Annotated in this window: 24 protein-coding genes; 19 read left to right on the plus strand and 5 right to left on the minus strand. The window is 40.1% G+C overall.

From position 1 onward, the window contains the following. The first annotated feature begins 4 nt into the window (after positions 1 to 4). From Q7P97_RS07990 to Q7P97_RS15560, 3 genes are all read left to right on the plus strand, one after another. Complete coding sequence (locus Q7P97_RS07990; protein WP_303968697.1) at positions 5 to 1420, plus strand: putative Ig domain-containing protein; 1416 nt, start codon at positions 5 to 7, stop codon at positions 1418 to 1420. A 95-nt stretch (positions 1421 to 1515) separates the two neighbouring features. Then, positions 1516 to 2334, plus strand: a complete 819-nt coding sequence (locus Q7P97_RS07995) for a carbohydrate kinase family protein (RefSeq protein WP_369684284.1) — start codon at positions 1516 to 1518, stop codon at positions 2332 to 2334. After that, positions 2288 to 2461 carry a hypothetical protein gene (locus Q7P97_RS15560; RefSeq protein ID WP_369684285.1) on the plus strand — a complete coding sequence of 58 codons (174 nt, stop codon included), beginning with the start codon at positions 2288 to 2290 and terminating at the stop codon, positions 2459 to 2461. The genes Q7P97_RS07995 and Q7P97_RS15560 overlap by 47 nt, the downstream gene beginning before the upstream one ends. A 218-nt stretch (positions 2462 to 2679) precedes the next feature. Here the strand turns inward: Q7P97_RS15560 and Q7P97_RS08000 are convergent, their stop codons facing one another. Next, positions 2680 to 4365, minus strand: a complete 1686-nt coding sequence (locus Q7P97_RS08000) for a methyl-accepting chemotaxis protein (protein ID WP_303968698.1) — start codon at positions 4363 to 4365, stop codon at positions 2680 to 2682. A 279-nt stretch (positions 4366 to 4644) separates the two neighbouring features. Here Q7P97_RS08000 and Q7P97_RS08005 point away from each other — a divergent pair, with 279 nt between their 5' ends. The 12 genes from Q7P97_RS08005 (at position 4645) to Q7P97_RS08060 (ending at position 18885) form a co-directional block, all read left to right on the plus strand. Beyond that, positions 4645 to 5082, plus strand: a complete 438-nt coding sequence (locus Q7P97_RS08005; protein WP_303968699.1) for an SRPBCC family protein — start codon at positions 4645 to 4647, stop codon at positions 5080 to 5082. 164 nt (positions 5083 to 5246) lie between these two features. Next, positions 5247 to 5693 (plus strand): RbsD/FucU family protein, encoded by a 447-nt coding sequence (locus Q7P97_RS08010; protein ID WP_303968700.1) that lies wholly within the window; start codon positions 5247 to 5249, stop codon positions 5691 to 5693. Then, positions 5687 to 6463, plus strand: a complete 777-nt coding sequence (locus Q7P97_RS08015) for a DeoR/GlpR family DNA-binding transcription regulator (protein ID WP_303968701.1) — start codon at positions 5687 to 5689, stop codon at positions 6461 to 6463. The genes Q7P97_RS08010 and Q7P97_RS08015 overlap by 7 nt, the downstream gene beginning before the upstream one ends. Positions 6464 to 6585: 122 nt before the next feature. Beyond that, complete coding sequence (locus Q7P97_RS08020) at positions 6586 to 8085, plus strand: sugar ABC transporter ATP-binding protein (RefSeq protein ID WP_303968702.1); 1500 nt, start codon at positions 6586 to 6588, stop codon at positions 8083 to 8085. 24 nt (positions 8086 to 8109) lie between these two features. Then, positions 8110 to 9102, plus strand: a complete 993-nt coding sequence (locus Q7P97_RS08025; protein ID WP_303968718.1) for an ABC transporter permease — start codon at positions 8110 to 8112, stop codon at positions 9100 to 9102. A gap of 63 nt (positions 9103 to 9165) precedes the next feature. After that, positions 9166 to 10146 (plus strand): ABC transporter substrate-binding protein, encoded by a 981-nt coding sequence (locus Q7P97_RS08030; protein WP_303968703.1) that lies wholly within the window; start codon positions 9166 to 9168, stop codon positions 10144 to 10146. A 72-nt stretch (positions 10147 to 10218) separates the two neighbouring features. Next, on the plus strand, positions 10219 to 11190 hold the full coding sequence (locus Q7P97_RS08035) for a Gfo/Idh/MocA family protein (protein WP_303968704.1): 972 nt from the start codon (positions 10219 to 10221) through the stop codon (positions 11188 to 11190). A 16-nt stretch (positions 11191 to 11206) separates the two neighbouring features. After that, the gene (locus Q7P97_RS08040) at positions 11207 to 11860 is read left to right on the plus strand and encodes a class II aldolase/adducin family protein (protein WP_303968705.1); all 654 of its coding nucleotides are present in this window, start codon (positions 11207 to 11209) and stop codon (positions 11858 to 11860) included. A 1-nt stretch (position 11861) separates the two neighbouring features. After that, a complete protein-coding gene (locus tag Q7P97_RS08045; protein WP_303968706.1) occupies positions 11862 to 13331 on the plus strand; it encodes a rhamnulokinase in 1470 nt (489 codons plus the stop codon). A gap of 12 nt (positions 13332 to 13343) precedes the next feature. After that, positions 13344 to 15128, plus strand: coding sequence for an L-fucose isomerase (locus Q7P97_RS08050; RefSeq protein WP_303968707.1), 1785 nt, complete (start codon positions 13344 to 13346; stop codon positions 15126 to 15128). 16 nt (positions 15129 to 15144) lie between these two features. Further along, the gene (locus Q7P97_RS08055; RefSeq protein WP_303968708.1) at positions 15145 to 16815 is read left to right on the plus strand and encodes a ribulokinase; all 1671 of its coding nucleotides are present in this window, start codon (positions 15145 to 15147) and stop codon (positions 16813 to 16815) included. After that, positions 16816 to 18885 carry a bifunctional aldolase/short-chain dehydrogenase gene (locus tag Q7P97_RS08060; protein WP_303968709.1) on the plus strand — a complete coding sequence of 690 codons (2070 nt, stop codon included), beginning with the start codon at positions 16816 to 16818 and terminating at the stop codon, positions 18883 to 18885. A gap of 70 nt (positions 18886 to 18955) precedes the next feature. Here the strand turns inward: Q7P97_RS08060 and Q7P97_RS08065 are convergent, their stop codons facing one another. Next, positions 18956 to 19240 (minus strand): hypothetical protein, encoded by a 285-nt coding sequence (locus Q7P97_RS08065; RefSeq protein WP_303968710.1) that lies wholly within the window; start codon positions 19238 to 19240, stop codon positions 18956 to 18958. A gap of 312 nt (positions 19241 to 19552) precedes the next feature. Here Q7P97_RS08065 and Q7P97_RS08070 point away from each other — a divergent pair, with 312 nt between their 5' ends. The 4 genes from Q7P97_RS08070 (at position 19553) to Q7P97_RS08085 (ending at position 23331) form a co-directional block, all read left to right on the plus strand. Beyond that, entirely contained in the window at positions 19553 to 20956 is a 1404-nt protein-coding gene (locus Q7P97_RS08070; protein ID WP_303968711.1) for a trypsin-like peptidase domain-containing protein, read from the plus strand. Positions 20957 to 21091: 135 nt separating this feature from the next. Then, positions 21092 to 21796 (plus strand): CBS domain-containing protein, encoded by a 705-nt coding sequence (locus Q7P97_RS08075; RefSeq protein ID WP_303968712.1) that lies wholly within the window; start codon positions 21092 to 21094, stop codon positions 21794 to 21796. A gap of 24 nt (positions 21797 to 21820) precedes the next feature. Then, the gene (locus Q7P97_RS08080) at positions 21821 to 22567 is read left to right on the plus strand and encodes an ABC transporter ATP-binding protein (protein ID WP_303968713.1); all 747 of its coding nucleotides are present in this window, start codon (positions 21821 to 21823) and stop codon (positions 22565 to 22567) included. Further along, positions 22564 to 23331, plus strand: a complete 768-nt coding sequence (locus Q7P97_RS08085) for an ABC transporter permease (protein ID WP_303968714.1) — start codon at positions 22564 to 22566, stop codon at positions 23329 to 23331. Before Q7P97_RS08080 ends, Q7P97_RS08085 begins: the two co-directional genes overlap by 4 nt. On the opposite strand, the gene Q7P97_RS08090 is transcribed toward Q7P97_RS08085, so the two are convergent. Genes Q7P97_RS08090 through Q7P97_RS08100 form a run of 3 tightly spaced genes read right to left on the minus strand, consistent with a single transcriptional unit; the run spans position 23332 to position 24172 of the window. Next, positions 23332 to 23640: a hypothetical protein gene (locus Q7P97_RS08090; protein WP_303968715.1), complete on the minus strand. Its 309-nt coding sequence runs from the start codon at positions 23638 to 23640 to the stop codon at positions 23332 to 23334. 26 nt (positions 23641 to 23666) lie between these two features. Further along, entirely contained in the window at positions 23667 to 23984 is a 318-nt protein-coding gene (locus Q7P97_RS08095) for a hypothetical protein (RefSeq protein WP_303968716.1), read from the minus strand. A gap of 41 nt (positions 23985 to 24025) precedes the next feature. Then, entirely contained in the window at positions 24026 to 24172 is a 147-nt protein-coding gene (locus Q7P97_RS08100) for a hypothetical protein (protein ID WP_303968717.1), read from the minus strand. Positions 24173 to 24275: the final 103 nt, after the last annotated feature.

Raw genomic sequence — 24275 nt, forward strand, 5'->3', positions numbered from 1 at the left:
GTACATGAAGAGTTTGTTCCATAAAGTCTTATTGTTTTCGTTAGTGTTAGGCGCACTAGCGGTGTCAGAGGTTATTGCAGATTCGGCATATGCAGAAATTTTGGAAGTAAGCGAAAGCCGATCACTTGGCACAACAGTGGAAGTGCCAATTACTATTCGGGATACAATGTATTTAACGTCAGGAAATTTTGTGATCGCGGCACCATCTACTACTGGTGTTAAATTAAAGAGTTTTCGCTCGGAACCGGCTTTTGACGATCAGAAATTCCGTACGAGATTCACGATTGATAACAACGTACTAGATTTAAACTTTTTATCGATGTCTGGAAAAGAGGAACGTTTAACAGGCAACAAGATTACAGTAGGTTATCTTGTATATGAACTTACTCCTTCATTTAAAGCAGGAGAGTCTGTTGATCTTTCACTTTCTTCAATGAGTATGAAAGGCAGATTAAATCAAGATGTGATTGTGACGCCAATGGACGGGAAAATTGTTCGCAAAATGCCAGTGGGCGATGTAGTAGGAAATAATAAGCCAACTGCAGCAGCAGCAATCCGTATTTTACAGCACTTGAAAAATCCTATTACAAATCGTGAAGAATTCTTGTCTGCTGATGTCAATGGAGATGGTGTGTTAACGCAAGAAGATGCACAGATTGTCTTAGATTATATTGCAGGCAAACGCACGACGTTCTTAGCAGTCCAGTCAAAAGAATTTGATAATGCGGTATTAAAGAGTGAGTATAGCGAGCAAGTATCTGCAATCAATGGTCGTGCGCCTTACACATATAAGCGTTTAGGATCATTTCCAACAGGACTACTTTTAAATGAAAAAACGGGTGAAATAACGGGAACACCAACGCGGGCAGGCGCATTTGTTTTTGATATCCAAGTAGTCGACGCTGTTGGCGACATAGAGAAACGGAAATTCAGTATGCAAGTTATTGATTCAGATATTATGTCTGTGGAAAAACCATTACCGATAAACGTAAAATTGAACGGTACTCCTGAGTTGCCTGCAATAGTGAATGTCACGTATAAAGATAAGAAAACAGGTAAAGAAGCAGTTACTTGGAAACCAGTCGACACATCTAAAATCGGTACAGTCATTGCCAAAGGAATGATTGGAGACAGTGGGTTCACTGTAAGTGTTGAAGTCAATGTCGTATCAGCAAATTACTTAAATAGTGTATCAGTCAAATATGTACAGTTCTTAAATCTTCATACGATTGAAGTAGATGTTTCTGAAGAAGTGTATAAAGTCACAGTAAATACAACATACAATATGCACTTTGAGGGTGATAAGAAATTTAGCTTAATCAGCGCAAACTTACCGGCTAACTCAACAGTCACATTCCGTATGTACGATAAATACGGCAATCTTCTCGAAACAAAGCAACACGTATTGAAACCGAACTAACAAGTATAGCCATCTTCACTGATTAATAACTAATCAGCGAAGATGGCTTTTTTCTATGTTACGATAGAAAGAAAACTTCCTAGGAGGTCTAGAACATGACTAATCGACAAGATAAACACATCCTAATCTACGGAGATATTTTCGTGGACTATATCGCAACAGACAAAACCAACACGAAGTTCAAGACGTTCCTCGGAGGTGCGACAATCAATGTGGCGGCAGGAGTTTCGCGCCTTGGTGCCAAATCTTCATTAATCACTGTAATTGGTGATGATGATGACTCGAACTTCGCAGTAAATGAACTGGAGACTGAAGGCGTTGATTTAACGTATGCTTTACGATCTCCCGAGAAAAAAGTAAATCGTGTTTACGTTCATCTAACGCCAGAACGTGATCGTGTATTCGCGAACTATATAGATGACACGCCTGATCTACAGGTACAACCGAGCGATCTGGATGAACAGGCTTTCCGACAGGCTTCCATATTACATATTTGCTCGGGTACGATGTTTCACCCGACTGCCCTAGCTACTACTAAAAGAGCTGTTGAATTAGCAAAGGCGAATGACGTGTTTCTTTCACTAGATACTAATGTGAGACCACTTCGCTGGGAGAGTGAAGACATATGTCGTAGTACGATTTTGTCATTTTTACATCAGACAGATTTGTTGAAATTAACGGAAGAAGAGCTTGCTTTTCTCATGAAGGAAACAGATGTGCAAAAAGCGCTTGCTGGACTTGCTGTATATAATATTCCTGTAGTTATGATGACGATGGGGGAACTGGGGACGCTTGCAGTAATTGAAGGCAAGCAACATCATGTAGGAGTCGAGCCAATTGAGCCGGTTGATACGACAGGTGCGGGGGATGCCGTTCATTGCGGGCGTACTTCGTGGACTTCATTTGCATGGTAAGTCAAATAATTTAGAAGAAATGCTGGATCATATACAATTCGGCAATAAAATGGGAGCATTATGCGCGATGAAATCAGGGGCTCTTTCTGCGATGCCGTATGCGGACGAATTGGGTGAGTTAGAATAGACCATTATTCAGGCCGCGCTCTATCAATCGGCTTAATCGCTCTATCGTGGACCGTGAGTGCTCTATCAAGACCGCTATCCGCTCTATCATAGCCTATCACTGCTCTATGCCGTATTTTATCCGCTCTATAACACTAGCCAACCGCTCATAGAAAAACCTGCGCCTCGATCAACACAAAAAAGCAGCCCCGCCTAAGCGGAAGCTGCTTTTCCTCATTATTAAACCTTAAATTCCTTTATCACATTCTGCAACACCAATGCTTGCTGACTTAAGCCGTGCGCTACAGTATTGATCTCTTCAATCGTCGCCATTTGTTCTTCCACAGCACTTGAATTCTGCTCAGTTTGTTCCGAAGATTCATCCGCTTGTGCAGCAATTTCCTGAACGGAAGCAGAGACTTCTTCAGCACTTGCGGAAATTTCTTCAGTGGCGGATGAAATTTCTTCAATTTGATCGCCCATCGCTTGAATCGCGCTAACGATAGTAGAGAAGGCTTTCCCGGCATCATCGATCACGTGAACGCCCTGTTCAGCATTTTTCAGGCTTTCCGCCACGGACACTTCGACGTTTTTCGTATCAGTCTGGATATCTGCAGTCAACTTCACGATCTGACTTGCAGAGTTCTTCGATTGTTCCGCAAGATTTCGGACTTCATTCGCTACTACAGCGAAGCCTTTTCCTTGTTCGCCAGCTCGAGCAGCTTCAATCGCAGCGTTCAGCGCTAAGAGATTAGTCTGTTCAGTAATATCCGTAATAACTTTTGTGATATTTTCGATTTCAATCGTTTGCTTGCTCAATCGCTGGATCAATTCGCTCGTTTGCTGAGAAGAGCTATAGATAACATCCATTTGATCTTTAGCTTGTTGAACGGAGTGTTCACTGTCGCCTGCTAGTTGTTCAGTTTCCTCTGCATTTGTGTTTAAGCGCAAGGCGGACTCTGCAATACGTTGAACACCGAGTGCTGTTTCTTCCATCGCCAATGAACTTTCCTTTGCTGAGGCAGCAGATATTTGTGCACTAGATGAAATCTGCTCCATATTACGGCTTACTTCATGTGATGCGCGTGTGACTTCTTGTGTGCTTGCGGATAATTCTTCAGCAGAGGCTGTTACGTGCAATGCATTATCACTAATTGTAGTAATGACGTTCCGCAAATTTGCCTTCATTGTATTAAATGAACTTGCCAACTCTCGAATCTCATCATTCGCTTTAACATGAATATCCTCTTGCGTTAGATCTCCATTTGCCATAACAGTGGTTGCTGCAGAAAGTCTTCTGATTGGACGTGTAATTGAACGATAGATTAAATAGGCAATAATGATCGCCAAAATCGTGTCAGTAATAATGGAAGTAGTCAGTGCTTTCTTGGATTTAGCTGCGCCAGCCTGAGCTGCTTTTCGGTTATCGGCAAGTGCTTGATCTTGAAAACTTTCCATGTCATGTCCCAGTTGTTGAATCGCGATATTGACGGGGCGGCTATCTTCTTGCATGACTTGCTTAGCGCCTGCCAAATCGTTTGCTTGGACTAGACGAACGATTTCATCGGTACTGACATCATACAAGGCAATATTATCTTGTGTTTCTTTAATAAGTCGCTTCATTTCATCGGCCTCTGCAAGAGTAGCCAAATTATCGAGCTCATCCTTCAATCCTTGTTGATGAGTTCTTAAGTTCTCTAGTGCTACATCGCGTTGGTCAGCTAGATAAGCGCGCATATACATTCCTTGCAGTGCCATTTCTTTTTGAACATCGCCTGCGCCAATGGACATTTTGACTTGCTTGTCTAACATTTCTTCATAATCATCTGCAACTTTTTCTAATTGCGAAATACTGTAAAATGCAAACACCAGTAAGACGGCAAGCATGATACCAAAGCCACCAAATATTTTTTTGCCAATTGTCATCATTAACTCCTCCTATGACTAAAAACCTACCACTAATTATATTTTACTATATTAGTGGAATATAATGTGAAAGTAAATAGGTTAATTTTGAATAATTTAGTACATAATTTATATTCCGTTAATTAAGACTGCTATCTATATTAAAGTTATCAGTTACTTAATAAGGAGATAAAGACTAAAGGAATATTTGCTATGTTCGTACTATAACCTCGTTTGTAAATAACAGTGTTTCATAGTACTATGACGAAAAGGTAACGAATAAGGAAGGTGAGATGTATTATGCCGAACAGTACAAAGGAAATAAAAGTTGCAGCAACTCCGCAACAAGTATGGAGTTTTCTCGTAGATGTAGACCAGTGGGCGCCGCTTATCCCAGGCTATATTGAACATGAGAAAATTAATGATCAGCAATTCACATGGAAGTTCCGAGCAGATCTTGGTATGATACAAAAGAATATTGTCATGCAAGTGGATATTACAGAACAAGCCGAACGTTCAAAAGTAGCGTTTACTCTAGAAGGTCTGAATGAAAATCTAGAAGGGAACGGAAGCTTTCAAGTAGAAGACGCAACGGGTGCAACAAGTCTCATAGGTTATCTGGATATTACAGGTAAAGGAATGATGGGATCTGTCATGAATTCCATGATGAAAACGTATGTACCGGAAACAGTAAGTGCGTTGACCGAAGCAATAGATTGGAAGCTGACTAGTAAATAGAATATAAATGTTCAATTCGTACAGAATCAATTAATCGATTCTGTACGTTTTTATGTACTTGTAAAAGCCGTTTTTCATCAATTAAATATAATAGAATGAAAAATAAGTTCTCTTTTACTGAAAATTTGTTAGAATGAAGTAAAGAAAAGCAAAGGAGAAACAACATGCTCAAAAATATTCCCACAAATTTATCACCGGATATAGTAAAAGCATTAATGGAAATGGGACATGGAGATGAAATTTTGGTTGCAGATGGAAATTTCCCGTCTGCCTCACATACAGATAACACATTGCGTTTGGAAGGTCAGTCAACACTTGAAGTCTTAAAGAGCATTCTGTATTTAATGCCACTTGATGAGTATGAAAGTCATGCGGTTTTATTGATGCAACCAAAAGAAGACGAAGATACACCTGACATATGGAATAAGTACAACCAGATTTTGAAGAAAACAGGAAACGGTCATATACCAGTATCTACAGTGGATCGTTTTGATTTTTATGAACAAGCCAAGAATGCCTATGCAATAATTGCGACGGGAGAACAGTCGTTGTATGCGAATATCATGTTAAGGAAAGGCGTTATTAAGAAAGGAGAGGAACTGAAATGTTAGCAGGAGTGAGACATCATAAAATTAAAGAAATGGTCGACGAGAAAGGCACTATCCGTGTGACAGAGTTGAGTAAGATGTTAGGTGTCACCGATGAAACAATCAGAAGAGACTTAGAACGGTTGGAAAGTGAAGGGAAACTGATACGTACACACGGTGGGGCTATGAGTACGAAAGAAGAGGAAGACGTACCTCATTTTCAAAGAGAAGTAATTCATCAGGATGAGAAAATTAGTGTAGCAAAAGAAGCACTTAAATTAATAGAAGAAGAAGATATCATTTTTTTGGATGCGAGTTCATCCGCTCTTTATCTGGCGCGTTTAATCCCAGACATGCGCTTAACAGTTTTGACGAATTCAATACAGGTTTGTATAGTGTTGTCGGGGCACTCTAAAATCACAGTAATCTCTACAGGTGGTACTCTATCCCCTAGATCTATGTCTTATGTAGGGCAAGCTGCACTCAATACTCTAGACTTCTATTATGTAGATAAATTCTTCTTTTCTTGTAAAGGATTGGACGAGGCTTGGGGAATAAGTGATGGAAATGAACTACAAGCATTGGTGAAACAGAAGGTAATTGAAAGAGCGACGGAAAGAATTCTATTATTGGACCATTCAAAGTTAGGAAAAAAGGCGTTTGCTAGAATCTCAAATTGTTCAGTTATAGACACGATTATCGTGGATTCATATACAAAACAAGAGCGATTAAGTTTTTTAAAAGAACAAGGAACCACAATTCTATATCCTGAAGCAGAAAAAGCAAACCATTAACAAGGGTTTCTTTTTTGTAATTGTGAAAATACTAATTGCGTTTAGTTTAAGCATCATATATAATCAACAATAATAAAGAAAAACAAACAATAACAAAGAAAATATGTTTTAGGAGTGAGTACATGAATCCTGTTTTGCTTTCAATGAAAAATATTTCGAAATCATTTCCTGGAGTAAAAGCGCTATCTAATGTGGATTTAGAACTCAGGCATGGCGAAGTACTTGCTTTAGTAGGCGAAAATGGTGCGGGCAAATCAACAATGATGAAAATATTGAACGGAATCTATTCAAAAGATGAAGGACAAATTTTGTTGGAAGGTAAAGAAGTCAATATTGAAAATATTAATCAGGCTCAAGAATTGGGTATATCGATCATTCATCAAGAGCTGAACTTAATGAGAGACTTGACAGTTGCTGAGAATATTTTTATCGGCCGCGAACCTAGAAGTGCGTTCAACTTCTTTTTAAAAGATAAAGAGCTGAATAATAAAGCTGCTGATTTATTTAAGAGATTAAATATTGAGTTAAACCCTCATGCAAAGGTAGCAGATTTAACCATTGCTAAGCAACAAATGGTCGAAATAGCGAAAGCGCTTTCATTTAACTCGAAAATAATTATTATGGATGAGCCCACGACAGCCTTGACTGAAACTGAAATTGATTCGTTATTCGTTACAATTGAAGGCTTGCGTGCAGATGGCGTTGGAGTCATTTACATATCTCACAGAATGGATGAACTAAAGAGAATCACAGATAGAATAACAGTTATGCGTGATGGAACCTACATCGATACTTTGGTAACGAAAGATATCGAGATGAGTAAGATTATACAGTTGATGGTCGGTCGGCAAGTTTACATAGAGTCAAAGCCCACTTCAATCAACGATAATCAAGAGACGATTCTAAAATTGGATAATGTTTCAACAAAAGATCATTTGAAAAATGTGTCATTTGAGTTGAGAAAAGGAGAAATACTGGGATTTTCAGGACTAATGGGAGCAGGACGAACAGAAGTAGCCAGAGCGATTTTTGGTGCAGATAAAATTGAAAGCGGTTGCATTTATCTAAATGGTCAAGAAGTTAAAATTAAGTCTCCTAAACAGGCAGTTGAGATGGGAATTGGCTATGTCTCTGAGGATCGTAAGCATTTAGGGTTATTAGTAGATATGGATGTGAAAACTAATATGGCTATGGCTACTATCAGAGATTTCACTAAAGGTAGATTTATAGTGAGTCAAAGGAAAATGGAGAAAATAGCAAATGGATATGTAAAAGAGTTAAAGATTAAAACACCTTCTGTACATCAAAAGATCCGATTCCTTTCAGGGGGAAATCAACAGAAAGTAGTCATCGCGAAATGGTTGTTGAGAAACTGCGATATCTTGATTTTTGACGAACCAACCAGAGGTATAGATGTTGGTGCCAAAGGAGAAATATACAAACTCATAGATGAATTAGCGGAAAGTGGGATGGCGATAATCATGATTTCATCTGAACTGCCGGAAGTGTTGCGTATGAGTCATCGAGTTATTGTCATGTCGGAAGGACGAATAACTGGTGAACTATCATCTGCTGAAGCTACTCAGGAAAAGATCATGGAGTATGCCACAACCGTGAATTAAAGAATGGAGTGAACGGATTTGAGTATGAATACAATTGCGAATGAAGAAAAAAACAAGGTGTCAGGTAAATTCAAAATTTCATCTGGAGCTATACAGCAGATTTTAGCCTTTGCTAGTTTAATTGCACTTGTAATTTTCTTCTCTATTGCATCTGGAAGTTTCCTTCAATACAGCAATGTTATTGGGATTTTACTTTCAACTGCAGTTATAGGGATTTTAGCGTTGGGTGCTACATTTGTCATCATTACAGGCGGTATTGATTTATCCGTCGGTACAGTAATGACCTTGTCGTCTGTCATGATTGGAGTGATCGTCGTAAATGGCGGTATGCCAATATGGGTAGGAATCATCGGTGGTATTTTAACAGGTGCATTATGTGGTCTGTTAAGTGGATTTGCTATCGCAAAGCTAAATATTCCGCCATTCATAGCGACATTGGCAATGATGATGATCGCGAAAGGTTTGGCATTGGTGATTTCCAGTGCAGCACCCATTTACTTCAGTGATCATGAGAATTTCACGAAAATCTCATTAGGCTCTATCACACCAGGTATCGAAGTTCCGAACGCTATTCTGATTTTCTTCATCATGGCAATCATCGGCGGAATCATTTTAAGTAAAACAATCCTCGGACGATACAACTTTGCTATCGGTAGTAATGAGGAAGCAACAAGATTATCAGGTGTAAACGTAAACTTCTGGAAGATGTCTATTTATACATTAGCTGGAGCATTTACTGGCGTAGCAGGTGTTCTAATGGCAGCGCGTTTGAACTCTGCGCAACCAGCACTAGGCCAAGGGTATGAATTGGAAGCGATTGCAGCTGTTGTAATTGGCGGTACTTCGCTTAGCGGAGGTAAAGGTACGATTGTAGGAACCGTGATCGGGGCTCTCATCATGAGCGTCTTGACGAATGGTCTCCGGATTATGTCTATACCACAAGAATGGCAGACGGTGGTTGTAGGTTTAGTAATCATCTTGGCTGTCTATGCGGATACTTTGCGTAAGAAAGATTAATTGATGATTGGAATTAGGATACAAAATACTAATAAAACGAAATGGGAAAGAGGAGGAGTTTTTATGAAGAAGAAAATGGGGTTATTGAGTGGGGTTCTCGCAACATCATTGTTATTCGCTGCATGTTCTGATGATGGAGCAAGTGGAGATGGGGCAGGCGAAATCGAAGAAGGAAAGCCATATGTAGCAGTTGTTTCCAAAGGCTTCCAGCATCAGTTTTGGCAAGCGGTAAAGCAAGGTGCGGAAGAAGCTGCTGAAGAATTTGATGTAAGCCTTACGTTTGAAGGACCTGAAAGTGAGTCTCAAGTAGATAAACAAGTAGAGATGCTACAAGCAGCACTGGATAAAAAGCCAGATGCAATCGGTTTCGCAGCTTTGGATTCGAAGGCAGCTTCTCCTTTATTGAAAGAAGCTGACAGTAAGGATATTCCAATCATTGCATTTGATTCAGGTGTAGATAGTGATATTCCTTTGGCTACAGCTTCTACAGATAATAGAGCAGCTGCAGCATTAGCAGCTGATAAAATGGCGGAAGCGATTGGTGAAGAAGGTAAAGTGGCATTGATTGTTCATGATCAGACATCTGTAACAGGAACTGATCGACGAGATGGTTTTAAAGAGCAGATCGAATCAAAGTATCCCAAAATTGAAATCGTAGATATCCAATATGGTGCAGGTGACCATTTGAAATCAACTGACTTGGCAAAAGCAGTTATGCAGGCACACCCTGATTTAAAAGGTATGTTCGGTTCAAATGAAGGGTCAGCTATTGGAGTAGTTAACGCAGTCAATGAATTAAATAAAGGCGGAAAAATCACGATTATTGGATTTGACTCAGGGAAACAGCAACTTGACGCGGTTAAAAGTGGCGTAATGACTGGAGCGGTTACTCAAAATCCAGTAGGAATTGGATATGAAACAGTTAAAGCAGCAGTTGAAGCACTTGATGGTAAAGAGCTTGAGAAGGTAATCGACACTGGTTTCTACTGGTATGACAAAGATAATATTGACGATGAAGAGATCCAGGCAGCTGTGTACCAATGATCTACTAAAGAAACTGGGATCCGAGTGGTTCCCAGTTTCTTTTCCTAAAAACTAGAGAAAGAGGTGATGATCTTGAAGCAGCTGAGATGGGGAATTATTGGTGCGGCAAATATAGCGGAGCAGCAAATAATCCCAGCAATTTTGGATAGTAAAGGTGGAGTAATCATAGCCATTGCAAGCCGAAGTGGTAAGGCTAACGATATGCGGAAAAAATTTAAAATCCCCTTCGTGACGGCCGATTATGATGAGTTATTCTCTATGGATGAAGTGGATGCTGTATACATAGCAACACCCAACTCAACGCATAGCGAATTAATCAAAAAAGCGGTTTCTGCAGGTAAGCATGTGTTATGTGAAAAACCGATTGTTTTAAAGAAGAATGAACTAGAAGAAATCTTTCATCTAGCAGATCATCATGACGTTTATGTCATGGAAGCGATGATGTATAGGTTCCATCCGCAGATGAAGGCTTGTAGGGATTTGCTACTCTCTGGAGTGATTGGTGATGTCGTGACCATGTATACAAAGTTTCATTTCAGGTTGGAGAATTGGGACTCGGATATTCGAACAAGCAGTCATTTAGGAGGAGGAGCAATCAACGACTTAGGTTGTTACTGCATAAACGCCGCCAGCTATCTTCTGCAGAGTAAACCTAAATCCATACAGGTAAAGAATTCGATTCACAGACAAGTAGAGGTAGACACGCATGTTTCTATGTTTTTACATTATGCAACAGGAGAAATTGTGATTAGCGATTGCAGCTTCCACTCGCCGATGAATACTGAAATAGAAGTGATAGGAACACTTGGAACAATTAAGATGCCGCATGCATTCCGTCCTGATATAAACAATGACGTGGGTGAAATCTATATACATACGAATGATAGGAAAGAAATAATAACTTTCCAAGCTAAGTCTTATGTAGAGCAAGTAAACAGTTTCCAGGAAGCAATTCGTACAAAAAGCGAGCTGCCCTACAGTAGAGAAGAAATGATTGGTCAGGCTGACTTATTGGAAAAGGTATTTGTTAGGTTGAGTAGATAATGAGGAGAGTGGAGTTATGTCAGTTGAAATACTGCAAGATCTCAATAAATATGCAAAGGCTTTAGTGAATTCCGGCCTGGTCGTAGGGGCTGGAGGAAACTTGAGTATGCGTGACGGGGAGTATATGTATATTTCTCCAAGCGGATTCGATTTGAAGGAGATTGAAGAAAGTTGGGTGAAAGTGCACATCGGAACGGGGGAAGTTTTAGGAGATTTGAAGCCGTCATCTGAAGTTCTTATGCACTTAGAATGCTTTAGGAAAAATAATGAAATCAAAGCCGTACTACATGCACATCCAACATATTCGGTCGGTGTATCTTCAGCGGGTAAAGATATTTTGCCGATGTTCCCGGATTTCCCAGCGATGGTGAAGAGAATTAAATATATGGATTACGTCATTCCAACAACGAGTGTGCTGGCTGATGCGGTATCCGAATTAATTGAGGATACGGATGCAATTGTCATGCGTAACCATGGTGTATTGACGGTTGGGCGAACAATGAAAGAAGCTTTCTTCTTCATGCAACTAATCGAGGAAGCAGCGAAAGTGTATTATATCAGTTCAACAATGGGGACTCCACGTGTGTTAACAGATGAAGAATGTGATGAATTACGAAATCTATCTGCAGAAACTTACCGTTCTAAACTATTGCAAGAAAAGAGGGAGTAATATGTCGCAAGTTTTATCATTTGATATTGGCGCATCGAATGGAAGATTAGTCCGTCACTTTTTTGACGGTACTTGCATCACTAGTGAGGTCGTTCATCGTTTCGATAATAAGCCAGTCTTGAAAGAGGGAAACTTTCATTGGGATTTCAATTACCTAATGGATGAAATCTTTACATCCCTCAGAAAAGCACAAACATCTCCTGATGATAAAGCTGTAAGTGTGGGTTTCGATACATGGGGAGTAGACTTTGGTGCAATTGATCACTCAGGAAATTTATTGTTTGAGCCATATTCATATCGAGATGACCATACGATTCCTTATATGATCGAGACATTGAAGAATATTGATGAATATGAACTTTTTAAAAGAACAGGCAATGGAGTTTCTTCTATTAATACGCTATTCCAGTTGAAAGCAATAGTGGAGAAAGAAGAATTTGAAAGTGCCGCCCATCTTTTGATGATGCCCACACTTTTACAGTATCAGCTGACAGGCATTCCCGTTAATGAATTTACGATTAGTTCGACTAGTCAAATGCTTCGGGCGGGAGAAAAAGAATGGAATACAGATCTATTAGCACAAGTACTGAATAAAGAACTGCCTCTTACTGCTATTCAGTTGCCACACCAAATAATTGGACCTGTTTTAAATAAAATTATGCAAAAAGAGAATATCAAGCCTATAGATGTCGTGCTCACTCCAGGACATGATACTGCATGCGCTTTATCGGCACTGCCTATGCTTATTGAAAAATCGTTTTTCATGAGTATCGGCACATGGACGGTCATAGGAACAGAAACATATGATCCGATCGTTACTGAAGAAGCTTTTGAAACAGGGTTTACAAATGAAGGAACAAGCGAGGGTACATATCGTTTCCAAAATAACAGTATGGGTTTTTGGATCATGCAGGTACTCCGTAGAGAATGGAAGCAAGCGAGTCACGAGATAGATTATCTAATAGAAGATCAATTAGTTCGCGATAGTTCGTTTTCAGAAATGTATATCGATCCAAATGCAGATATGTTTTTTAATCCACCATCTATGATTGATGCAATTGAACAGTTTTGCACTCAAACAAATCAAAAAAAGCCTGAATCTATACAAGAAATAATTCGTTGTGTATTGGAGAGTATGGCTTTGAGCTACGCGCATACTGTTCATCAATTGGAACATCAAGTCGGCTATTCTGCCCAAGCGATATACGCTGCTGGCGGAGGAATCCAAAATAAGCACTTATGCCAATTTATTTCGAACGCTACTATGAAACAAGTGATTACAGGACCTGTCGAGTCAAGTTCATTAGGAAATGGCTTATCACAGTTGCGTGCTCTTGGCTTGATTTCAACCTTGCAAGAAGGTAGAGAAATCATATCTAATTCTATTGAACAAGAAGAGTTTCACCCTATGAATACAGAACATTGGATGAAATCCATACATTATTTTGAAAAGAATATATTGAAGAGATGAGGAGATCAAGAAATGAAAAAAAATCGTTATATCGGTGACCTTCCTAAAATAGGTATTCGTCCAACAATAGATGGAAGAAGAAATGGTGTCCGTGAATCATTGGAAGATACGACAATGGACATGGCCAAAGCGGTAGCGGCTTTATTGAGTGAAAACCTTAAGTATTATAACGGAGAGCCGGTTGAATGTGTAATTGCTGATACTTGTATCGGTGGTGTGGCAGAAGCAGCAGCTGCGGCTAGTAAATTCGAACGTGAAGGTGTTGGTGTCTCAATCACTGTTACTCCGTGCTGGTGTTACGGCTCTGAAACAATGGATATGAATCCTTCCTTACCTAAAGCAGTATGGGGATTCAATGGTACAGAACGTCCGGGAGCAGTATATTTAGCGGCAGTTTTGGCGGGATATAACCAAAAAGGTTTGCCTACATTTGGAATCTATGGGCAAGACGTACAGGATGCCGGGGATGAAGAAATTCCTACAGACGTACAAGAGAAGTTACTACGCTTCGCAAAGGCAGGTCTGGCAACTGCGATGTTAAAAGGAAAGTCTTATCTATCCATGGGATCGGTTTGTATGGGTATTGCAGGCAGTATGGTACAAGAAGAGTTCTTCCAAAAGTATCTTGGTATGAGAAATGAATATATTGATATGACGGAATTCGTTCGTAGATTTGATTTGGAAATATATGACACGGAAGAATACGAACACGCACTTAATTGGGTGAAAGAAAATCTTCACGAAGGCGAAGATTTGAATGCGGAAGAGAATAAAAGAACGACTGAACAGCTAGAGGAAGATTGGAAGACATCCGTGAAGATGGCACTGATCGCAAGAGATCTTATGGTCGGCAATGAAAAGCTGGGGGAAAGAGGTTATATTGAGGAATCGATGGGTCACAACGCGTTGATTGCTGGTTTCCAGGGTCAGCGACAGTGGACTGACTATCTGCCAAATGGTGACTTCATGGAAGCTATTCTGAATTCCTCATTTGATTGGAATGGTAAAAGAGCTCCTTATTTGCTGGCAACAGAGAATGATAGCTTAAATGGTGTAACGATGGCTATGGGTCATTTATTAACGAATACTGCACAATTATTTGCGGATGTTCGTACGTACTGGAGTCCGGATGCAGTTAAGAGAGTTACAGGTAAAGAATTGACTGGTAGAGCTGAAAATGGATTTATCCATTTGATTAACTCTGGTCCGGCAGCTTTAGATGGAACAGGAAGACAAGTACGTGACGGTCAACCTGTTATGAAACCGCACTGGGAAATCACTGATGAAGAGGTGAAAGATTGTTTGGATAATACACTTTGGAGACCTGCTTCCACGGAGTACTTCAGAGGTGGTGGTTATTCTTCAGACTTTACTACTAAAGGTGAAATGCCTGTAACAATTGCCCGATTGAATCTTGTGAGTGGGCTTGGACCTGTTCTACAAATTGCAGAAGGATATACAGTGGAGTTGGAAGATGAAGTGCATGAAACACTTGATTCAAGAACAGATCCCACATGGCCTACGACTTGGTTCGTACCCAAGTTGACGGGTGAAGGTGCATTCACAGATGTTTATTCTGTAATGAATAACTGGGGAGCAAATCACTGTGCAATGTCTTATGGGCACATTGGTGATGATTTGATCACGATGGCGTCGATTTTACGAATTCCTGTAAATATGCATAACGTGGAAAATGAGAGAATCTTTAGACCTAGCGCGTGGAATATGTTCGGTACGGAAGGCAAAGAAGCAGCAGACTACAGAGCATGCGAAAATTTCGGACCTTTATATAAGTAAGAAAGGGATTGCTGACATGGAAAGAGTGTATACACTTGGCGTAGACTTTGGATCAGCTTCCTGCAGGACCATTGTGGTTGATGTAAAGGATGGCAATGTAATTTCAACCGTTGACGTCCCGTATGCACATGGTGTAATCACAGAAAAGCTTCCAAACGGTCTAACTTTGACTGGTAAACGGACTGCATTGCAAGTACCAAATGATTATGTAGAAGCGTTACAAACGGGAATTCATTCAATTTTAAATGAAACTAACATTATGAAAGAACAAATCATTGGAATAGGGATAGACTTTACGGCTTCAACCATTCTACCTGTTGACACAAACTTTCAGCCATTATGTGAATTAGAAGAGTTTGAAGATAATCCACATGCCTACGTAAAGCTTTGGAAACATCATGATGCCGAGCGTTTCGCGAATGAAATGAATAATCTTGCTAAAGATAAGGAATGGATCAAACGCTATGGTGGCAAGGTTTCTGCAGAATGGATGTTGCCAAAAGTGATTGAAATTGCAGAAGATGCACCCGAAGTGTTTAATAAAACTGATTTATTTATGGAAGCCTCTGATTGGATTGTCGCTCAGTTGACAGGTGAGCTTGTGCGCAATAGCTGTGCTGCGGGATATAAAGGGTGCTGGCATAAACAAGAGGGCTATTTATCCAATGAATGGTTAACAGAAGTACATCCTTCGCTCGACGGGATCTATGAAGATAAATTACGTGGAGATGTATTGCCGGTAGGCAGAAAAGCCGGTATATTGCGAATAGAAATGGCCGAGTTACTTGGATTAAAGAATGGAACTTCAGTTAGTGTAGGAATGATTGATGCCCACGCAGCACTTCCTGGTTTAGGTGTCAAGGGACCAGGCGATATGGTTGTAGTGATGGGGACTTCAACGTGCCACATGATAATGGATGACCATGAGAGAAAAGTTCCTGGAATCAGTGGAGTTGTGGAAGATGGTATCATCCCTGGCTACTTTGCTTATGAAGCGGGCCAGGCCGCAGTAGGTGATTTGTTCGCCTGGTATGTGAAAGAGCAAGTGCCGTCGTATGTTTTTGAATCGGCAACCCAACATAATATGTCCATCCATGAATATTTATCCATGGAAGCTTCGAAGTTAGAGCCCGGTCAATCAGGATTACTTGCATTGGATTGGATCAATGGAAGCAGAACACCATGGGTGAATATGTCTCTTTCAGGCACTATCGTGGGTATGAAACTTTCCACAAAACCAGCTGAAATCTACAGAACCTACTTGGAATCTACTGCATTTGGAACACGAGTAATCGTGGAATTGTTTGAAAAGCATCAAGTAAAGGTGAATCGCTTGCTCACCTCGGGCGGTATTCCACGGAAAAATCCTCTGCTAATTCAGCTATATGCAGATATCTTACAAAAAGAAATTATTGTAGATACTAGTGAGAATGCTTCTGCGTTAGGTGTTGCTATATTAGCAGCGGCAACAGCAGGAATGGAACAAGGTGGCTACGATAATGTTACAGAAGCTATCGATAACATGAGTTCAAAAGAACAACACGTCTACTATCCGAATAAGCAAAACAAAGAAGTGTATGACATGTTATTTCATTATTATAAAGAGCTAAGCGACTATTTTGCAGGTGGATCATCCGTAATGAGTGGATTAGCTACCTTGAAAAATAGATTTAAAGGAGGAAATTAATTGATAAAGAACAAATGGAATCCAGACAAAACAAAAGACCAATCTTCAGCCTTAGCAGAACTACGATACCGATCTAATTTAATTGGTTCAGATCGAAGAATTTGTAACTGGGGCGGAGGAAATACATCTGTCAAAACGATTGAAAAAGATTTTAAAGGTGAAGATGTCGAAGTGATGTGGGTAAAAGGTAGTGGATCTGATCTTTATCAAATGGAAGAAAAGCATTTTACTGCACTGAAATTAAATGACGTACTTCCACTGATGGACCGTGATGATATGACTGATGAAGATATGGTTGCATATTTAGAGCATTGCATGATAAATCCAAAAAATCCAAGGGCATCGATCGAAACATTATTGCATGCATTTCTCCCTTATAAACATGTGGATCATACTCACCCGGATTCCATTATTAGTATTTGCTGCGCGCCAAACGGTCGTGAGATTGCAGATGAGATTTTCGGTGACCGCTATGTTTGGGTCCCTTATATTCGTCCAGGCTTCCTACTTTCTAAAATGATTGCAGAAGGTGTAGAACAAAACCCTAAAGCAGAGCTAGTCCTTATGGAAAAGCATGGTCTAGTCGTATGGGGGGAAACAGCGGAAGAAAGCTATAACAAAACAATAGATATTATCAATGAAGCAAAACTTTATATTGATGATAGATTAGAAAAAACGGTCGCTTTCGGAGGACAAAAGTACAAGTCTCTTGCAGTAAATGAGAAAGAAGATTTACTTCATTCAGTACTGCCGACGATTAGAGGCTTAGTTTCACAAGAAGAAGGTACAATCCTTCAAGTCGATGTAGAAGAAGACGTACTAGAATTCGTTAATAGTGAGAAAGCGAAGGAGCTTTCCCAAGTAGGAGCGGCTTGTCCCGATCATTTGGTACATACTAAAAGAACTCCACTGTACATTGAGTTTGATCCGGAAAGTGATGGGGAATCTGAACTGATAGAGAAGCTAGAATCAGGTATTGCTGCTTATATTGAAGACTATAAAACGTACTTTGAGAAATATGCAGAATCTGGAGATCGGATGTTCAATCCAACACCACGGGTTATCCTGATTTCGGGTGTAGGTATGATTACGACAGGTAAAGACATTAAGAATGCTACGGTCAGCAAGCAACTTTACCATAGAGCTATTTCAGTAATGAAAGGTTCAGACGCTATTGGCGGATTTATTTCATTAAATGCAGAAGAATCATTTAAAATTGAGTACTGGCCATTAGAGTTATACAAATTATCGCTGGCGCCAAAAGAAGGAGAATTCTCTAGAAAGGTTTGTTTCGTTACAGGTGGAGCAGGCGGTATCGGAAGTGAAACATGCCGATTATTTGCTTCACAAGGTGGTCACGTAGTTATTGCGGATTTGAATATAGAAGGTGCAGAAAAAGTCGCAAATGAAATCAACGAAAAACATGGCGAAGGAAGAGCTATTGCTGTCAAGATGAATGTAACAGTAGAAGAAGAAATTCTTCAAGCATACAAAAAAGTTAATTTGATGTATGGCGGTGTAGATGTATTAGTGAATAATGCAGGCCTTGCTACGTCGAGTGCTTTTGAAGATACTACGTTAAGTGAATGGAACTTGAATATGGAAGTTCTTGGTACAGGATATTTCTTAGTTTCTAGAGAAGCATTTAAAATTATGAAGTCTCAAAATATCGGTGGAAGCATGGTGTTTATTGGCTCCAAGAACTCGATTTATGCAGGAAAGAACGTTGCTGCCTATAGTTCTGTTAAAGCACTAGAAGCTCACTTGGCAAGATGTATTGCTGCTGAGGGTGGAGATTATGGGATTCGCGTGAACTCAGTGCTGCCTGATGCAGTATTACAAGGTTCCGCAATTTGGGGATCCAAGTGGCGTGAAGAACGAGCAGCTGCTTATAATATTCATCCCGATGAACTAGAGGATCATTATAAACAAAGAACGGTTCTGAAAGTCAATATTTTCCCACGCGATATCGCAGAAGCAATCGCATTCTTTACTTCTTCAAGATCATTGAAAACAACTGGCTGTATGCTCACAGTTGATGGTGGAGTAGCCGCAGCATTTACAAGATAAATCATTAGGGTATTTACACAATAGAATAAAAAAATGTACACAGTTACGCTGTGTACATTTTTTTTTGCTTTCACGAGCTATATTTAATTGTACAAATATCTTCCACATCAATCTCTTCTACTTCTGGTTCTCCAAATGGCTGAAAGTGAACGGTACGTTTTTTTCGGTCGAACTGTAAGTAATAACCATTATGCTGTATTCCTCTTGACTCTTTTAATGTTATCTCTACAGGTGCTCCCATTGGTAAATCGACAAGTATATGAACGATCTTTCTTTGGTCATAACAACGCGCTTTTCGTTTTGAAATATTGGGTGATTCGTAATCATTGTAAGGTCTGTACTTCCTGGATGACATATTTTTATGCACCTCCCTCTCTCTTTAGCGTATGTAAAAATCCGCCTGAGAACTGTGCCGCTTCATTGGATAGAAACAATAAGAAAGGATTTATTTCTGTGAAATGAAATATTGCATTACAGGATAGAGAATAGCTTATAAGTGTGGTTCTTTATGTGATTCCTCTATCACGCTGGAAAAGATTACTGTATTCAGCCTACAAAAAAATGATACTATTTTATAATGTATATATGTCTTTTGTAATAGTCCATATGGTATAATGTAAGCGGTATTTCATTCGAGTAAATTTGGGAATGGAAGAGGGGGAACCGTATGTACTGTCCAAAATGTGGTCATAAAAATACTGACGAAGCAAACTTTTGTGGGGGTTGTGGTAAGGCGATGCACAAGTCTAATAAAAATAAACCGCTTCTCGCAATAGTTTTGGCGTTACTTATTGGTGGGGCTGGTTATGGCTATGCAACAGATTGGAGTTTTGAGTGGCCAACAGAGACAGTCGCATCGACTAAAACAGAAGACATTAGCGAAGGTGAAAAGGAATTACGAATAAAAAAAGCACCAACCGTTGTCAATGAAACAAAGAAACAAGCTAAAGATAAAACGCAATTGATCAAAGAATCGTTACCTAGTGTATTTACAATTGGAACAAATGACGGTTCGGGTTCAGGATTTCTTTATAAAACCGGCGGCTATATCGTGACGAATGCACACGTAGTGGCGGGCTATACCGATGTAATCGTCAGAAATTCTGTAGGAAAAGATTTTGAAGGTAAGGTCATTGGAATTTCAGATCGTTATGATATTGCATTGATTAAGTCGGAAGCGAATAAACATGTCAAACCATTTGTGACGGAAACAAAAGAGACACCGATCGGTACAGAAGTTATTGCACTCGGAAGTCCAAAAGGTTTTGAGAACACGGCATCCATCGGTTATTTAACTGGATTGAATCGTGATATGGAAATGGACTTCATTTATGAAAAGATTTATCAAATCGATGCGCAAATAGATCATGGAAGCAGTGGCGGACCTTTGCTTGATGCAACGACAGGCAAAGTCATCGGCATTAATTCCTTATTGTACAAAGACAATACTGTATTCGGATTTTCGATTCCGATGCACAGTATGCAGAAACAAGTAGATGGATGGATTAACGAACCAATGAGTAGTCAAGCGGTAGCGGCATTGTTCAATGTTTACGAAGATTATGTGCCAGAGTCGTACTATGATTCTGATGATACATCTTGGGACTATGAGGATTACTATGGCTACGATGATTCAGAAGTGGATGAGGAATACGATTACAATGGCGATTATGATTATGAAGAAGAGCCTGAAGAATATGTAGATGGTATGGAAGTTGCAGATGAAGAGGTAGAATCTTTCATAGGTCAATTCAGAAGCCAATACGAATATGCAGTCGATGAAGTGGATTACTCATATATCAATTCCTTTATCGCATCAGGTAGTTCTGCTGAAAATGAGCTACTAGCTTTTCTAGATGATCTGTCAGGGAAAAATGAATACTACGAATTCATCGACACGATCGTTACGAATATTGTGTACAACGATCAGTCGATTGACGTATATACATTTGAGACGATGGATTTTACGAATGAAGATGGAACGAATAAATTGTTGGAAAAAAATAAGAAGTACACGATTGTTGTAGACGAATATGGTGATTATCAAATCAAACAAATAGCAAATCAATAACAAGTTGTTGCCGTGTCAGTGAGCTGGCGCTGCAACGACTTTTTTAAGTTTACGTTCAGCACAGACAACGTAATCCAAGAACTAGATATCTACATAGATATGATATACTTTCCCTATTAAAGGAGGCGATGTGTCATGGATCACAAAAATTCAGAGCGTTTTCTTATTGCATTTAATAGAATCGATAAGTCCTTGATGAAAATTACGGATATGCCAAGTCATTTATCATTCTCTAAGAAAATCGCCAAAGCGAAATCACAAAACGCATTGATTGCTCGTTATGAAGATGAGCTACATGAATTCAGTAGTTTACGCAATGCGATTGTGCATAATCGCACAGGATTTGACTACGCTATAGCAGAGCCGCATGATGAAATTGTGGAGTTGATTGAAAGCATAGATAGAGGACTATCGCATCCTGTCACCGTCAAGGATCTATTTTCGGGAAGAGTACATACCGTGCAGTCAGATGAATCACTGGCGACTGGTTTGCGTTTGATAAGAGAAAGGAAATTTAATCAGTTGCCCATTTATAAAAAAGGTCGATTCATGGGGTTGATTACTGCAAATGGTATCATGCATTGGCTTGCCGATCAGGAAACCGATTGCATTTCCCGGGAAATACCGACATTACTCGACGTATATAATCATGAAAAACGAAAGAAAACCTATCGTTTTGTCAAATGTACGATGTCGGCTTATGAAGCGGAAGGATATTTCAGAAAATCCATTATGTCAGGGCAACGGCTAGAAGCATTGTTGATTACCGAGCAAGGTGGTAAAGATGAAAAATTATTGGGCATCATTACACCATTGGATTTATTGAAATTGGATGAATGATAAGTAGCAGAAAAGGTGGATATTATGGATAGTGAACAAAATACATCATTATATGAACCGGCAATCCATTTCCAAAACGTCTCATTTGAAATAGCGGGAAATAAGATTCTTGAAAATATAACTGGATCATTCCCTACCGGTCAGATCACAGTGCTTGTCGGGCCTTCGGGTGCAGGGAAAACGACATTATTGAAAATGTGCAACGGTTTGCTAAGTCCTACGAGTGGAGATATTACGGTACAAGGCCGGGCCATTCATGATATGTCGCCGATTGATCTCCGACGAAAAGCAGGAATGGTGTTACAAAATTCGCCGATGATCGCAGGGAGCGTCTATGACAATTTGGCACTACCACTACGGTTACAGGACAAGAAGTTGAGTAAAGAAAAAGCACTGGATATTTTAGATCAAGTCGGTCTTGAAGCAGAGTATCTAGAACGTGACAGCCAGAACTTATCAGGTGGCCAGCAGCAGAAAGTATCGATTGCCCGGACATTATTAAATGAGTCGAAGATTTTATTGATGGATGAAATTACGTCTTCGCTAGATCCATCTTCGTTGAATGAAGTAGAGGATTTGATTCGTTACTTGCATGAAGAGCAAGAAATTACTGTCGTTTGGATTACGCATAACTTGGAGCAAGCGAAGCGAATGGGGCAGTATGCATGGATCATGGTGGACGGGAAATTAGTGGATGCAGGTGAAATATCTGTACTTGATCATTCGGATATTCCACCAGTCAACCGTTTCTTGAAGGGGGAATTTACGTGAGTACCACTGCCTTATTCCTGACACTGATATTTGTGTTGATTCCGCTAGCGCTATCAAAAACACTTGGATTACAACTGGAGAAAGATACAATTATCGCTACGATTCGCTCAACTGTACAATTAGTAGCGGTCGGGTTCGTATTGAAATTTGTCTTTGATTCTGAAAGTTATGTATTTATATTCTTAATGGTCGCCTTGATGATCGGTGCGGCAGTTCAAAATGCGCGTAAGAAGGGGACTCAAATCAAAGGAATCACGTGGAAGTTGATCGTGACTTTTGTGTTATTAGAAGTTTTGACGCAAGGGATTTTACTCGGATTCAAAATTGTCCCAGCGACTGCACAATATATTATTTCCATAACGGGCATGGTAGTTGGAAACTCGATGGTGCTTGCGATTTTATTCCTCAATCGTTTCGTATCGGAAGTAGAGACGCATCGCTCAGAAAGCGAACTCATTTTATCACTTGGCGGAACCCCAAAACAGGCGATACATAGGCAATTGATACGCTCGATACAGGCAAGTATGATTCCAACTATTGAAAGTCAAAAGACAATCGGACTTGTACAGTTACCTGGTATGATGAGTGGCCAAATCATTGCAGGCGCTGATCCTTTAGAGGCTGTGCAATTTCAGATTTTAATTGTGTTTCTTCTGCTGACAACTGCGGCATTAACTAGTGCATGTCTAGGATTACTCTCATATCCATCCCTGTTCAATGAACGTATGCAGATGATTAAACAAGAAAATGAGCACTCGAAGTAATTACTTATCGAGTGCTTTTGATAGTGGGTAAATGCCGATACTCTGTACAACGAGTGACAAGAATACTACAGCGAATCCCAATGAAACAAGTACATCTGCAGAGCTGTCTGCCGCATCAGCTAAGCTTAGTAATAAGAAAATAGACATCGTACCCCCGAATATATTGATGCTGTCGAAATAGGGAATGAAGGACAGGCCGAATCCGATTGCGACTAGAAAGACGGGAAGTGGGAAGTTCTTTTGTTTTTTATCGATGGTCATGGCAATGTAGCCAATTGTTAACAGGATTAGTATTTGCACAGCGATCATGCTGTTTTGTTCCTTTCTCTTGGTGTTTAGTTGTTGTTATTCCCTTGGTTGGTGGTTTGGAAACTGGTTTTGGGGTGGGGTGAGTAGGATACGGTGTTGGGTAGCTGTTTTGCGAATACTTTTCTGTTCCTTGTTTTTGCAAAGGTAGTGGTTTGACTAGCAAAGTAAGTGGGGCGATCATTGACCCCACTTCGGCGGTGGTGGATGGCTTCCGCAATGAGCCAGACAGGAAGTGCGCCTGGCTGTCTCATTGCTACGCCTACCTGGCAGCCGCCTACGTTAGATAATGTGTAGGGCAGTTCAGGTACTTGTTTTTCGAGTACGTGGATAATTTGTTCGTACAAGTAAGTAGGATACGATGGTAGGTAGTTGTTTTTGCGCCCCCTTACTTTTCCTTGTTTTGTGCAGAGGTAGTAGTTTGACTGGCAGTGTAAGTGGGGCTGTCATTGGCCCCACTTCGGCGGTGGTGGATGGCTTCCGCAATGAGCCAGACAGGAAGAGCGCCTGGCTGTCTCATTACTACGCCTACCACGTGCAGCCGCCTTCGTTAGACAGTGTGTAGGGCAGTTCGGATTCTTCTTTTGCAAGGATAGGAACTAGTACTACCCAGTCACTGGTTTGATCTACTATAAACC

The organism is Sporosarcina ureae, assembly GCF_029267015.1.
Classification (GTDB): domain Bacteria; phylum Bacillota; class Bacilli; order Bacillales_A; family Planococcaceae; genus Sporosarcina; species Sporosarcina ureae_D.

Coding starts and splice junctions, on each gene's coding strand:
- Q7P97_RS07990 (WP_303968697.1), top strand. CDS start 5: ATGAAGAGTTTGTTCCATAAAGTCTTATTGTTTTCGTTAGTGTTAGGC.
- Q7P97_RS07995 (WP_369684284.1), top strand. CDS start 1,516: ATGACTAATCGACAAGATAAACACATCCTAATCTACGGAGATATTTTC.
- Q7P97_RS15560 (WP_369684285.1), top strand. CDS start 2,288: ATGCCGTTCATTGCGGGCGTACTTCGTGGACTTCATTTGCATGGTAAG.
- Q7P97_RS08000 (WP_303968698.1), bottom strand. CDS start 4,365: ATGACAATTGGCAAAAAAATATTTGGTGGCTTTGGTATCATGCTTGCC.
- Q7P97_RS08005 (WP_303968699.1), top strand. CDS start 4,645: ATGCCGAACAGTACAAAGGAAATAAAAGTTGCAGCAACTCCGCAACAA.
- Q7P97_RS08010 (WP_303968700.1), top strand. CDS start 5,247: ATGCTCAAAAATATTCCCACAAATTTATCACCGGATATAGTAAAAGCA.
- Q7P97_RS08015 (WP_303968701.1), top strand. CDS start 5,687: ATGTTAGCAGGAGTGAGACATCATAAAATTAAAGAAATGGTCGACGAG.
- Q7P97_RS08020 (WP_303968702.1), top strand. CDS start 6,586: ATGAATCCTGTTTTGCTTTCAATGAAAAATATTTCGAAATCATTTCCT.
- Q7P97_RS08025 (WP_303968718.1), top strand. CDS start 8,110: ATGAATACAATTGCGAATGAAGAAAAAAACAAGGTGTCAGGTAAATTC.
- Q7P97_RS08030 (WP_303968703.1), top strand. CDS start 9,166: ATGAAGAAGAAAATGGGGTTATTGAGTGGGGTTCTCGCAACATCATTG.
- Q7P97_RS08040 (WP_303968705.1), top strand. CDS start 11,207: ATGTCAGTTGAAATACTGCAAGATCTCAATAAATATGCAAAGGCTTTA.
- Q7P97_RS08045 (WP_303968706.1), top strand. CDS start 11,862: ATGTCGCAAGTTTTATCATTTGATATTGGCGCATCGAATGGAAGATTA.
- Q7P97_RS08050 (WP_303968707.1), top strand. CDS start 13,344: ATGAAAAAAAATCGTTATATCGGTGACCTTCCTAAAATAGGTATTCGT.
- Q7P97_RS08055 (WP_303968708.1), top strand. CDS start 15,145: ATGGAAAGAGTGTATACACTTGGCGTAGACTTTGGATCAGCTTCCTGC.
- Q7P97_RS08065 (WP_303968710.1), bottom strand. CDS start 19,240: ATGTCATCCAGGAAGTACAGACCTTACAATGATTACGAATCACCCAAT.
- Q7P97_RS08070 (WP_303968711.1), top strand. CDS start 19,553: ATGTACTGTCCAAAATGTGGTCATAAAAATACTGACGAAGCAAACTTT.
- Q7P97_RS08075 (WP_303968712.1), top strand. CDS start 21,092: ATGGATCACAAAAATTCAGAGCGTTTTCTTATTGCATTTAATAGAATC.
- Q7P97_RS08080 (WP_303968713.1), top strand. CDS start 21,821: ATGGATAGTGAACAAAATACATCATTATATGAACCGGCAATCCATTTC.
- Q7P97_RS08090 (WP_303968715.1), bottom strand. CDS start 23,640: ATGATCGCTGTGCAAATACTAATCCTGTTAACAATTGGCTACATTGCC.